The following is a 12,857-nucleotide window of genomic DNA, read 5'->3' as shown; positions in this document are numbered from 1 at the left end:
CTTATATCCGGAAATTCACGAGCTTGAACATCACGAAGGCATTTAGAACAACTGCCACCGCGATAACGCTCATTGCCGGCCAAAACGCCGGAGCGTCCATTACAGAGCCATAATATGAAGGCGTAATAATCGTCATGAATACGGCGATCAGAACCGGAATGGATGACAGGATATAGGCGGTCATCCGTCCTTCGGCCGAAATCGCCTTGATCTTGCGGCGCAAAGACATGCGCGCACGGATAACGCGGGACAGTGTGCGAAGAATACCCGCAAGGTCGCCCCCCGTGCCGTGCTGCATCATCAGCGCAACGGCCAGGTATTGAACGTCTTCTTCGTCAATACGGTCGGCCATTGCCTTCATGGCCGTCGTCAATTCTTCGCCAAAGGCCACTTGGTCAACGACAAGGCCAAATTCTGTTCCGATGGGATCCGGCATTTCTTCGGCGACGCTTTGCAAGGTCGCGTTCAGCGGGTGCCCCACCTTCAACCCGCGCGACATCAGGTCCAGCGCATCGGGCAGTTGCTTGATCAAGGCAGCTTTACGCTGACGGAGCGTGGCGCCCAAGGCAACAAGCGGCCCGATCAGAAAAACCAAAGCAGAAATCGGAACCACCTGCAGGGGGTTAGCCACCATCGACCCGCCGATCGCGCAAATCAGAAACGCAGCGACGCAAGCCATCAGAAATACTTCGGGAACCATATTCAAACCCGAAGCCTTAAGCGCAGCAGGTAAATCGCCGACCAGGGGAAACTTCCGCAGCAGCGGTCTGGCTTCCTGCGGTTTCAGCAGGTTCAGAACGTCTTCTCCGGTTGAACCCTGGTTCAACATCTGAACGCGACGATTGATCGCCTCTTCCCGGTTTTCACCGCGCTTCAGAAACTGCCGTATACCCTCAAAGGCAATAAGCGCACCTAGGAAAATGGCCAGTGCCATAACCAACTGGGCGTCAAACCCGGCCACTTCCAACTCTGGGCCTAAAATGGCGTTGATGTCGATGTCTGCAAAGAAAGCCCGAATTTGCTCAAACATAGCCGACCTCCTTAGTTGAATTGGACTGAAGACAAGTCCACGCCGGCCGCGGCCAAAACATCGCTGGACTTGGGGCGAATGCCGGTTGCAACGAACTTACCCAGTACCTTGCCGTTTTCGTCCTTGCCTTGACGCTTGAAGACAAAAATATCCTGCATGGTCACCACGTCTGCTTCCATACCGGTGACTTCGGCAATGGATGTTACGCGTCGGGTGCCGTCAGACATACGGTTCAGCTGCAGCACGAAGTTGATGGCCGACGCGATGGTTGACCGGATCGCCGTGTGCGGCAGCTCCATCCCACCCATCTGAACCATCTGCTCGACCCGCGCCAAAGCGTCTCGGGGCGTGTTGGCGTGAACTGTGGTCATCGATCCGTCGTGACCTGTGTTCATCGCTTGCAGCATGTCAAAGGCTTCCGAGCCGCGAACCTCGCCCACCACAATACGGTCGGGACGCATCCGAAGCGCGTTGCGAACCAGATCACGCTGCGCCACCGCACCAGTTCCGTCCAGACCTGCCGGGCGAGTTTCCATGCGCAGGACGTGTTCCTGCTGCAGTTGCAGTTCCGCGGCGTCTTCGATCGTTACAATACGTTCACGGGCACCAATATAAGATGACAGAGCGTTCAGCATGGTTGTCTTACCCGAACCGGTACCGCCCGAGATCAAGACGTTCATCTTGGCTTCGACCAGCCCGCGCAACAGGGCAGCAGCACTGTCATTCAGGGCTTCGTTCTGAACAAGACGCTGCATCGTCAGCGGAACGCGTGCAAACTTCCGAATTGACAGCGCCGGGCCGTCCAGCGCACAGGGGCGGATGATCGCATTGACCCGGCTGCCATCCTCCAGACGCGCGTCCACCCAGGGCTGGCGTTCGTCAATACGGCGACCCACGCGGCTGACGATTTTGTCGATAATTCTAAGCAGGTGACGTTCATCACGGAACCGGGCCGACGTTTTTTCAAGAATACCGGCACGTTCCACGAAAATCTGTTCATGCCCGTTGACCAGGATATCGTTGATCGTCGGATCGGCCAGCAGCGGTTCAAGAGGACCAAGCCCCAGAACCTCATGCATCAGTTCCTCGACCAGTTGCTTGACCTCTTCGCTGCGCATCGCGCGACCTTCGGCACGAAGAAGTTCCGTTGCGTGTTTCCCAATCTCGCCGCGAAGCGTTTCTTCTTCGACCTTGTCGATGACGGCCAGATTCAGCTTATCCAGCAACGAGTTGTGCATCCGCGCCTTCAGATCAATGCGCTCCAGCTCCATTGCTTGCTGGTTCGCTTTTTTCTCGGCATCAAATGCTGCAATATCGGACAGGTTGTCGGCAACCTGCTTCGTGTCCAAAGCCACAATCTTGGCTGCGCCAGAAGATGTGCGACCTGTTCTGTCAAATTCACGAAACATATTCCAAACCCTTATTACTTGTTAATTCACGTCTACAGATGGCGACCGATCACTTACCGACACGAGGCGGCATTGCGATACGGGTTTCATCTGCCAGCTTCTTGATGGCGCGCGTCGCAGGTGCCCGGTTTGAGACCTCCTGCAGCGGGATGCCGCGATCAACGGATTCACGCACTGTACGATCGTCCTTGGGCACCCAATAGGCAAAGTCTTTTTCCAGCAATTTCGACGCTGCCCGATGGTGCGCGGCGGGGAACAGCGGCTTTTTCTCAAGGCTGGCGACAAGCTGAATATCAATCGCCGGATTTTCGGCTTGATAGAAGTCCATCAGTTTACGGGCGGACCGAACCGATGGAACCGCGACGTCCGTGACCAGGTACAACCGGTCTGCCTGAGCAAGAACAGGTGTGATCCACTCTACCAGAGCACGAGGCAAATCCACGACGACGTAGTCATGGGTGCGCCGCAGGCTATCAAGAATAGCCGAGATTTGCTCTTCCTTGATCGCAGACAACGGCCCATAGCGAGACGGCGCAGCCAGAACGTCTACGCCACAGGGCGCTTTCACCATGGCCTGTTCCAGAAACGCATTGTCAGGGATGCTTTCTTCCATAGCCATCCGCCACATCGCGTCACTTTCTTCGACGTCCATCAGGGCCGCGATGGACCCGAACTGGAAATCAAGATCGACGACGGCGACGTCGTTCGCGGCCTTTTTCTTGAAAAAACCTTCCTTGCATTGCAGTTCGTTGGCCATATTCGCGGCAACAAGCGAAGACCCTACCCCGCCTCGGGACTTCGCTACGGCAATGACCTTGCCAAGAGTCGCCTGACCGCCCCAAACAGCGGGCAACTGAGCCTGGCGGCGGGCACGGATTGCGTCTACCTGAGGAACGATTTCTTCGTTAATCGCCTTACGGGGCAGAACATCATCTACGCCCAGCTTCGTGAGCTGACGCGCCTTTTCAAGCGGCAGGTCTTCAGGGGCCAGAGCGATAATGATTGCGTTCGGCATCCGGGCATCGCAGATGGATTGCGCGGTCTCAAGCATGGCGTCCGAATTCTCGTCCACGTCGAAAAGCACAACATCATGCAGCGCGGTCAGCGAGACGGCCGATCCGTTGGCACCCTCGACCGTGTCCTTCTGACCGGTGAACGTGCAGTTATCCTGACTGGCCAGGGATCCTTCGATCGCCGAATAGATTTGTTCGTCAGGCGAAATTAACAATACTGAAATCTGCTTAGCACTCATTATCTTTCTCCTTACTCTACCGCCCCGACAGCCAGGTCTTCGGCAGGTACCGAAGTGCTCATGGCGGGAAGGGAAATACTGTTTGGGGTATTGGATGTGACCGCAGGGCCTCCACCTGCCAAGGCAGCCAGTCCCGCCAGTGGCATCACGAAATTGAAGTCGACACCAACCAGGTCTGCTGTGACAACAGGCGTATAGGGTCCGCCAAGGAAACCAAGCTGCCAGTCATGCGAATAGGTAAATTGAACATTGTCACGGGTCGATCCAGGCGGAAGCAATGGCCCGATCTCGGCCCAAATGCGATCAGCATAGTCGGGCTGCGTGTCACTCGCGCCGGTGTATATTGTCGGCACATCCGCCAAAGTACATGGGTCTGGCAGGTTATTTGTTTCATCAACACAAATACCACCTAATCCACCCGTTCTGCACAAAGTCCCAAATCTGGTGTCGGCCCCTACACCACTGGCAATCTCATGTTCCGGGGGAAGAGCCCCACACAAAGGCGGACCAACTGTGGCCAGTCGCGCGGCTGTTTGCATCGCTTTCTGTGCCGCTGTGGTTGACCAATACAGGCGACCATAGTCGATGACGCCAAAAATCAGGAACAGGAATATGGGAATGACGATGGCCAGTTCGACCAGTGCCGCGCCACGTTCCTGACGGCAAAGCAACCTTGCTATATGGGCTAGCTGTCTCATACGCCGTACACCCTGCTTTGATCCGAAATCACGGTGGTAATGGATGTCAGCGAGTCGCCGAACCAGCCAAAAATTCCACCAAAGATAAAGTCAATCTCAACCTCGGCCGTAACTTCGACGATAGAGGCAGGGCTGACCCGATACGTTCCTGAACGGGGGATACAGGTAGGAGTGACATCAACGACGTTCGTCCCCCCCGGCATGATCGACGAGCTACCCAATTGGTTGGTTACGATATCAGTCACAAGATCATCATAATCCGCAGCCGTTACGGTGCCGGTTCCAGTGCCACACAAGTCCAGTGGGGCAATGCGGGCAATCATGCGGGACGCATCCCGTACACCGCCTGCCGTCGCCTGATGGATCCAGGTGATCCGGCCGCCTTCGATAATAACTGCGATGAACAGCAGCAGAACCGGAAGGATGATGGCAAATTCGACCATAGGCGCGCCTGACTCACAGCGCTTGAGCCGCGTGATATGAGCAATCAGACGTTTCACCGGTACAACCTCACGACGTCGCGGAAGATTCCGTCGTCTTCGTTACCGCCCAGACCGTCACCACCGACCTGGCTGACAACTTCCAGGAAGATGTCAAAGTCTGTACCGGTGGTGTTCGCCAATGGCTGGATCAGGAAGCCTTTTACGTATTCTTTCACCGTGACGTCTTCTGCACGTCCCTGTACGTTGTTTGCGGCGCAGTCGACGGCAGCAAGAATAAAGGTCCGGCGGTCGGGATCAGTTGACGTGGCAGGCGCGTTACATTGGGGGCGGCCGTTCTCTTGGCGTTGTTCCAAGATATCGCCGCTGCCGAACTGGTCAATTTCCTCCAGATACATCTGGTAGCGCGTGGTCGATGCAGGCATTGCGTTCAGCGCGTCAACTTTCAGGCCTTGAGAATGCGCTGGCAGTTCGTTGTCCGGGTCCAGGCCGACGCCATAGTTCTGGGTCAGGTAATCCGACCGGCCATCACTCCAATCCCCGTCACCAAATCGACCGCCACCGCCGGGGAAACTACAGGAGTCGTCCACGAAACAATCATCTGGCGGCAAAGGAAGCGTATCCAGCGAAACTTCTGGCTGGCCGTTTATGCAATTCGGGCCAGTGCCGTTGCCGTTGCTATTGCCCGAGCGGTTCCAGCCCGAGATAACATTCGGTGCGGGCGCGTAGGCCTCTACGGTTTTCAGATTATTCATCGTACCCGAGAAGTAATCGAAGCGAGAGTTATAGATCGCGCTGCCGATCCCGTTTCTTTGACCGGGTTCGGTGTCAACACCGCGCTGCGCAACACAGCGCCCTTTGTTGCCGTCCGCCGCGATCAGGCAAATGTACAGATTGGCCCCGGTCAGCCCGTTGCAGGGCCCCTGCGGATTGATTCCATAATCCGTCGGGTCAAGGAAACCAAAGTTACCGGGACCCCAAGCGGAATTGTTCCCACCGGTACGCAGTTTGATCGTCGTCCCCACAATCGCAGGGTCGCTGGCCGACCAGTTAGGCGGGATGCAGAACATCAGCGGTGTCACGTCACAAGCGTAAGAAGTGTACCCTGCAATCGCCTGGGCACCGACCTGTTCATTGGGGGTCGCTGCACCGACCAAAGATGCCAGCGCACGAGCAAACGGGATGAATACAGTTCTTGGGGTCGCTGTCACTTCAACCATGACAGCCAAAGCCGGGTCGGTCGTGACAAAGCTGTCTACGGCATCATCGTCGTCAGGATCCGCTGCCGGGGTGGGCAAACCCGTCAGGAAACGGAGCGAGAAATCCGCTGCCGAATCCAGGGTTTTGTCACCATCGGCGAAGAACTGTTTATCCACGATCATCGCACCCGCCGCATTTGTGGCACGAGTGATTGAGTCGGGGTTTCCGTCCAGCTCTCCGGCGGCGGCCAAGGCGACGTGGTCGGCGTAGGCCTGAAGGTCAGTTTGCGTCGACGCCATACGTCCAAGGTCAAAGGTCAGAGCGGCAAATCCGATGATCATGGCCAGACATAGGGCCGCAAAGACCAGGATGGTTCCGTCTTCTTCTTTCCTGAAAGTACGTAACGAGAACATCATTAACCCTCCGGACAAATTCGACGCGCCTTAATTCACGGTGCTGGACGTATCAGTGACAGGTGTCTCTTCTTCTGTGGTGTTGTTTACGACCGGAACCTCTTGGACGTCCGTAATGCCGCGGCGTACCTTCACCACAGGCTGCGGCGTGCCGTCATCAACCGGTGACTTTTCAAGCAGGATGTCGCTCAGGCGCACGGTTTCCAGCGGCTTGTCGTCCAGTTCATCCAGCGACCGCAAAGACAGGCTCAGCTGTCCGGCTTTCTGCGCCAGCGCCAGGCGTTGGCTTTCATCCGGTGTCACTTCGACCGTTACGGTGCGGGCAATTCCTGGCTGGTCCAGTTCCTCATCGGTTTTCTGGTCAACACCAATAACCCGGATGTTTTGCAGGATGGTCAGCGCACGCAGGGTATCATTGCTACCACGGGTCAGAACGATGTCAACAAAATCGCCGGGGGTCACGAAGCCGCCAACGCCGGTCTGTGCGTTGACGTTGATAGCCATCGCACGATTGCCTTCACCAATCGTCTGAACAATTGTGACTTTTTCACCAAATCCAGAGACTTTGGACGCCAGCAAAAGCTCTCCCTGCGCCAGGGCACGCTTCGCGCGGCGCGGCTCGCCGCCTGGTGTGGGGACAACATCGTCGAAACTTGTAAATACGCCTGGCGGAACAGAGTCGGCCGGCCAATCAATCGTAGTAAGCTTGTATCTTTCGATCGGGCTACCGAAGGCGATGTTATCTGCAACGGCGACAACGCTTACGACGGTGGTGTCGACAGCGGCTGCCTGATTTCTTTCAAGCTGGTCTTGGGCCCAGAATACTGCGCCCCCGGCCAAGGCGACCCCGAAGACTGTCATCAAAAATGATTTAACTCGCATTTTGCCCTCCAATTTCCGAAGTCGGCTTTGGCAGTCAGATTTGGGCGAATTGCTGTGTTACTTTACAAAACGGTGATCAGACTGACGCTAATGATTAAGTTGGGCGCTATCCCCCCGCTAAAAGCGCGGGGAGTTAGCTATTCGAAGAACTCATGCCGCTCTGAATCAGCGCGCTGTAATGGCTGATCCTGCGTCAGTAAAGTTCGAGTTCGTTTCGTTCGCCAAAGTCGTTAGGAAAGTACCGCCTGCGATAATCGCAACCAGCAAAGCGACCCCGTATTCCACAAGTGTGGCTCCGCGCTCGTCTTCACGCAGTTTTAGGAAAATCTTGCGAATAGATTCCGACATGATTTTTTCTCCAGATTGTTACAAGAGTGCGAAAGACGCACGAAGCAACGCAACTTAGCGAGTCTGAATCGACGTAGTAGCGTCAGTAAAGTTCGAGTTGGTCTCATTGGCCAGCGTGGTCAGGAAAGTACCACCGGCGATAATCGCAACCAGCAGTGCAACACCATATTCGACCAATGTTGCGCCGCGCTCATCTTTGCGCAGCTTCAGGAAGATCTTACGAATTGAATTCGACATAACTTTTACTCCAGACTGTTTACAACGTGCGAAATCCGCACTCACGAGGCAGACATCCCCGTTAACAAATCGATACCAAGCGAAATGCTGCCGAACCTCCCCACAAACGCAAAAGTTTTCCCTTATAACGGGAATTTTTTGTCGTTTGGGGCAGATTTGTGTCCTAAATTCGGCCTCAGTCAGGAGAGTCGCGCCATGATTCTTAAGGATTCTTTAATGCGATCACAAAAAATCCCGCCTCCCATACGCAAGGCGGGGCAGAATAATAAAATCTATTTAGTTTAGACAGTTACACCCTGGAGGACTTGCTCGCGCGACAGATCCTGCCTGCTGCCCTTCATCAGGATTTCACCACGCCTCAGCACGACAAAGCGGTCAGCAAGGTCATAAGCAAAGTCAAAATACTGTTCGACCAACACAATTGCCATTTCACCTTTGGAGCGAAGGTGGCGAATGACTTCTCCAATCTGTTGGATGATATTTGGCTGAATGCCTTCGGTCGGCTCATCCAGCAGCAGCAGCTTTGGTTTGGTGATCAAAGCGCGTGCGATTGCCAGTTGCTGCTGTTGCCCACCGGACAGATCACCCCCCCGGCGATTCTGCATCTGTCTGAGCACTGGGAACAGCTCGAAAATTTCATCGGGAATGTGATGTTCGGTTTTTGGAAGGCAGGCGAATCCGGTCTCCAGGTTCTCACGCACGGTCAGCAATGGGAAAATCTCTCGGCCTTGCGGGACATACGCCACACCTTTCCATGCCATGCGATGCGCAGGCAGGATGCCCAGCTCCTCTCCGTTCAGCACCATTTGCCCGCCGGATCGTGGGTGCGTCCCCGAGATCGCCTTGATCAGGCTGGTCTTGCCAACACCATTGGTGCCCATCACGCAGGTCACCTCGCCTTGTGCAGCCTGCATCGAGATGCCGTTCAAAATTTGCGAATGCCCGTAATGCAGGGTCAGATCGTTAAGTGTCAGCATCGCCTAGCGCCCCAGATAGACGTCGATGACGTCCTGATTTGATGTCACGTGGTCCAAAGACCCCTCGGCCAGAACCGCGCCTTCGTGCAGGACCGTGACCTTGCAGTTCAAACGGCGCACAAATTCCATATCGTGTTCCACCACCACCACGGCACGGGTTTTCGCGGCCTGCACCAGCAGGTCGGTAGTATGCTCACGTTCCTGCGGCGTCATCCCGGCGGCGGGCTCATCGACCAGCAGCAGGCGCGGTTCCTGCGCCAGAAGCATGCCGATCTCAAGCCATTGCTTCTGTCCGTGGCTGAGTTCGCCGGATTTGCGGGTCAGTTCATCTTTCAAGCCGATCTCGGCGGCCAGTTCTTCGACCTTGTCCAGATCAACCGTTGAAGGGCGATAGAACAGCACGCCCAACCACCCGCGTTTGTTCTTCAACGCCATCAGCAGGTTTTCCTGCACCGTCTGATCTTCGAACACGGTGGGTTTCTGGAACTTCCGCCCGATCCCCGCCTGCGCGATTTTTGCCTCGCTCATGCGCAGCAGGGACACGGATTTCTCGCCCCAGATCACGCGGCCCTCGTCAGGGCGGGTCTTGCCGGTGACGATATCCATGAAGGTGGTTTTGCCCGCCCCGTTCGGACCGATCACGGCACGCAGTTCCGCGTTGCCGATCTGAAAGGACAGGTTGTTGATGGCACGGAACCCGTCGAAAGTGACAGAAACGCCGCTGACCTCTAGCAGAGTGCTCATTCCGTGGCCTCCTTTTCGCGCAATGCGCTTTCATCAGGCCCAAGGGCCGCGCCGTGGCGCTGTGGCGCGCGACGGTTGGTCCAGAGGTCGAACAACCCCCCGATCCCTTGCGGGGCGAACAGCGTGACCAGCACAAAGGACACGCCCAGCAGCACCTGCCACCAGTCGACCCATTTGATCGTGTAGAACCCCAGCGGGATATCCGGCGCCTGCCCGCCGGTGAACCATGTGCTGAGCAGGCTGACGAAAGCCGCCCCGATGACTGCGCCGTACAGACGCCCGCGCCCACCGATGGCGACCCAGACGGCCAGATAGATCGAGGCGATGGGGGCCATCTCCTCGGGGTTGATGATGCCCGCCTGCGGGTAGTAGAGCGCGCCCGCGATGGCCGCGATACAGGCGGTCAGGGTGAACACGGCCAGTTTGTAAACCTCGACCGAATAGCCAAGGAACCGCACCCGCGCCTCGTTATCCCGGATGCCGCGGATGACCGAGCCGAACTTGCCCGATACGACCCATGCCGCCAGCATATAGCCCAGCCCAAGCGCCAGCGCCGAAGCCCAGAGGAACCAAATCGACACCACGTCCTGCGAGGCCGTGACGCCGGGCAGGTTCTGAAGACCCGACAGGCCGTTGTTGCCACGCAACCCGCTGTCGTTCTGGAACAGGTACAGCGCCAGCGCCAAAGTCATCGCTTGGGTCAGAATCGACAGGTACACGCCCGTCACCCGGCTGCGGAATGCCAACCAGCCGAAGATCAGCGCCAGCAGGCCGGGCACCAGCACGACCAGCGCCAGTTGCAGGAACAAACTGTCCGAAAAGGCCCAGATCAGTGGGAACTCGGACGATCCGACCACGCCGAAGATTTGCGTGCCGATGGCGTCCACGACCTCGGCTGAGGTTGGCGGGATATCGGCCTGCGATAGCGACTCGACCACGATCAGGCGGGTGCGTTCGTACATTAGCCACATGCCGATCATGTAGCCGCCCAGCCCGAAAAAGGCGAAATGGCCGAGGGACAGGATACCGGTAAAGCCCCAAACCAGATCCATTGCGACGGCGATCAGGCACAGGCACAGGGTCTTGCCCAGCGTCTTGACGAAACTGGTCGAGATCACGCCGATCCCGAACCCTTCGGACAGGACGGTTACGCCCAAAGTGAACAGGGACAGGATGGCCAGAAAGACCAGAACGGATGGGTTCTTGGCGACAAAGCTGCGTTCCATGGCTCAATCCCCCGCCGCGCGGCCTTTGAGGGCGATGATGCCCCTTGGCCGGAACTGGATGAAAATGATGATGAAGATGATCATGTAGGTCTGCGCGGCGAGGGTGTTCGACGGGTTCATCCACTCGATCCCTTTTTGCAGGAAGCCGATCATGCCAGCGCCCGCCAGTGCGCCCCAAATGTTGCCGACACCGCCAACGACCACGGTCATGAAGCTCTGCACGATATAGTCGCTGCCCAGATCGGACGTGACTTTGGCGAACAACCCAATCGCAACGCCCGCAATCCCGGCGATGCCCGAGCCCAAGCCGAATGTCAGCATATTCACCCGCCCCGGATTGATCCCCATCGACCCGGCCATACGCGGATTCTGCGTCACCGCGCGCATCTCAAGCCCAAGCCGGGTGCGTTTCATGATGTAGAGGAACAGCCCCAGAAAGATCATCGCCAGAACGAAGATCGCGATGCGGATATAGCTGATCGAGACCACATCGTTCAGAACCCACGCCCCGTCCAGCCAGCCGGGCGCGGTCAGCGGACGCGCCTGCGTGCCAAAGATGTTCTTGGCCAATTGCTGTAGCGCGATCGAGATGCCGAAGGTTGCCAGCAGCGTTTCCAGCGGACGGGAATAGAGCCAGCGGATCACCAACCGCTCCATCGCCACACCCATGGCGAAGGTGACGGCAAAAGCCATCGGGATCGCCACGATGATTGACAGCGTATGGTCGGGGATGAACTGCTGCACCACGTAGCCGGTATAGGCGCCCATCATGATGAACTCACCATGGGCCATGTTGATCACGCCCATCACGCCGAAGGTGATGGCCAGACCGATGGCCGCGAGGAAATAGATCGACGCCAGCGAGATCGCGTCCAGCGTCAAATCGAGCGTCTGGTTCAGGCCGACCTTCAGCTCGATCTTCTCCAGCGCTTGCGCGGCGGCGGAGGTCACTTCGGGCGACGGCTCTGCGTAGGTTTCAAAGAACACATGTGCGCCCAGCGCGGCGTCGATGTCGACCTCAGTGACCAGTGCAGGAACAAGTCCGGTTTCTGCCAGTGCCGCATAAGCCTGTGCGCGGGTGGCGTCTGTATTCAGTTGCGCGACAGGAACGTCGCCGACGCGGCCACCGTCGATATGAGCAGCCAGTGCAGAGCGGATATCGTCCGGTGAAATGCGCGGGGCGGCCAGATCGCTGGCAACCAGCAGGTCATAGGCCGCATCTCGTGAAAGTACGTCTGATCCGGGCTCCAGCACGGTCGCTATATTCTCATCCGAGGGCAATTCCGCAGCCGTCTGCAATCTGGTCACGACCAGAGGATTCAGCGCTGCGCGGACATCCACGCCCAAATCGCCGGACATGTCCTCAATCGCGGCAACGCGCGCTGCATTGTCTTCGTCATAACCAATGGTCAGCAACCGCTCCAGCCGCTGTTTCTGCGCCTTCAACGCCTCGTCGGGTTCATCTTCAATCGACGCGCGCAGGGGGGCCAGCAAGGCCCCTTCAGGATCACGTTGTATAGATTGCAACGCGGCCGCGCGTTTCGCACGGTCCGGGTCGGTCAGTTGGAATTGCACCAAGGCCGTCCCGATCATTGCGCGGATACCGCTATTGGGCTTCAATTGTTTCAGGTCAGATTTCTTGTACGTGCCAACAACTTCGCCGGTGTCGAAATCGGTCAGCTCATAAGACCGTCCCTCACCCTTTTTACCGGCAAAGAACAGACCATCCGACTTGCGCATCCACACATTCTTGGCGGCCCAAGTCTCAAGCATCACCTGCGCCTGAGGCAGGCCGCTGCTGGCAATCGCGTCAATCGCAGGTCCGATCGTCTTGCGTGAGCTTTTGGCGATGATCTCCTGGTGCTCTTGCAGGATCGGTTGCAGACCGCCCTCTTGCGCGTTGGCAGTCAGGCAGGCGCACAGTATTGCGAGGCCCGCAAGGAAAAGTCGTAACATGTAGAGAAACCCGAGGTGTCTTATGGGCAAGGCGGGCAATCACAC

Annotated in this window: 13 protein-coding genes; all 13 read right to left on the bottom strand. The window is 57.1% G+C overall.

The genetic code is table 11. The features are described 5' to 3' along the window. Position 1: 1 nt before the first annotated feature. The 13 genes from GOX73_RS09670 to urtB all read right to left on the bottom strand — a co-directional run bounded on the left by GOX73_RS09670 (position 2) and on the right by urtB (position 12,812). Positions 2 to 1,030: a type II secretion system F family protein gene (locus tag GOX73_RS09670; RefSeq protein ID WP_171126259.1), complete on the bottom strand. Its 1,029-nt coding sequence runs from the start codon at positions 1,028 to 1,030 to the stop codon at positions 2 to 4. An 11-nt stretch (positions 1,031 to 1,041) separates the two neighbouring features. After that, on the bottom strand, positions 1,042 to 2,439 hold the full coding sequence (locus GOX73_RS09665; protein ID WP_171126260.1) for a CpaF family protein: 1,398 nt from the start codon (positions 2,437 to 2,439) through the stop codon (positions 1,042 to 1,044). Between the two features lie 49 nt (positions 2,440 to 2,488). Further along, on the bottom strand, positions 2,489 to 3,691 hold the full coding sequence (locus GOX73_RS09660; protein WP_171123769.1) for an AAA family ATPase: 1,203 nt from the start codon (positions 3,689 to 3,691) through the stop codon (positions 2,489 to 2,491). A gap of 11 nt (positions 3,692 to 3,702) precedes the next feature. Then, entirely contained in the window at positions 3,703 to 4,389 is a 687-nt protein-coding gene (locus GOX73_RS09655; protein ID WP_171126261.1) for a TadE/TadG family type IV pilus assembly protein, read from the bottom strand. Further along, positions 4,386 to 4,889 (bottom strand): TadE/TadG family type IV pilus assembly protein, encoded by a 504-nt coding sequence (locus GOX73_RS09650; RefSeq protein WP_171126262.1) that lies wholly within the window; start codon positions 4,887 to 4,889, stop codon positions 4,386 to 4,388. Before GOX73_RS09650 ends, GOX73_RS09655 begins: the two co-directional genes overlap by 4 nt. Beyond that, entirely contained in the window at positions 4,886 to 6,445 is a 1,560-nt protein-coding gene (locus GOX73_RS09645) for a Tad domain-containing protein (protein WP_171126263.1), read from the bottom strand. Before GOX73_RS09645 ends, GOX73_RS09650 begins: the two co-directional genes overlap by 4 nt. 27 nt (positions 6,446 to 6,472) lie before the next feature. After that, positions 6,473 to 7,324 (bottom strand): Flp pilus assembly protein CpaB, encoded by an 852-nt coding sequence (cpaB, locus tag GOX73_RS09640; protein WP_171126264.1) that lies wholly within the window; start codon positions 7,322 to 7,324, stop codon positions 6,473 to 6,475. 165 nt (positions 7,325 to 7,489) lie between these two features. Beyond that, a complete protein-coding gene (locus GOX73_RS09635; protein ID WP_171126265.1) occupies positions 7,490 to 7,672 on the bottom strand; it encodes a Flp family type IVb pilin in 183 nt (60 codons plus the stop codon). A 54-nt stretch (positions 7,673 to 7,726) separates the two neighbouring features. Further along, complete coding sequence (locus GOX73_RS09630; protein WP_174825635.1) at positions 7,727 to 7,909, bottom strand: Flp family type IVb pilin; 183 nt, start codon at positions 7,907 to 7,909, stop codon at positions 7,727 to 7,729. A 281-nt stretch (positions 7,910 to 8,190) separates the two neighbouring features. Then, positions 8,191 to 8,886, bottom strand: coding sequence for an urea ABC transporter ATP-binding subunit UrtE (urtE, locus tag GOX73_RS09625; RefSeq protein ID WP_171123779.1), 696 nt, complete (start codon positions 8,884 to 8,886; stop codon positions 8,191 to 8,193). 3 nt (positions 8,887 to 8,889) lie between these two features. After that, positions 8,890 to 9,630, bottom strand: a complete 741-nt coding sequence (gene urtD, locus GOX73_RS09620; protein WP_171123781.1) for an urea ABC transporter ATP-binding protein UrtD — start codon at positions 9,628 to 9,630, stop codon at positions 8,890 to 8,892. After that, positions 9,627 to 10,856, bottom strand: coding sequence for an urea ABC transporter permease subunit UrtC (urtC, locus tag GOX73_RS09615; RefSeq protein WP_171126267.1), 1,230 nt, complete (start codon positions 10,854 to 10,856; stop codon positions 9,627 to 9,629). The genes urtD and urtC overlap by 4 nt, the downstream gene beginning before the upstream one ends. A gap of 3 nt (positions 10,857 to 10,859) precedes the next feature. After that, positions 10,860 to 12,812: an urea ABC transporter permease subunit UrtB gene (gene urtB / locus GOX73_RS09610; RefSeq protein WP_171134874.1), complete on the bottom strand. Its 1,953-nt coding sequence runs from the start codon at positions 12,810 to 12,812 to the stop codon at positions 10,860 to 10,862. Positions 12,813 to 12,857 lie beyond the last annotated feature (45 nt).

This window comes from Ruegeria sp. HKCCD7221 (assembly GCF_013031225.1).
Classification (GTDB): Bacteria; Pseudomonadota; Alphaproteobacteria; order Rhodobacterales; family Rhodobacteraceae; genus Ruegeria.
The sequence above is the reverse complement of the archived record's forward strand: the minus strand, read 5'-3'. Positions and strand labels throughout refer to the sequence as shown.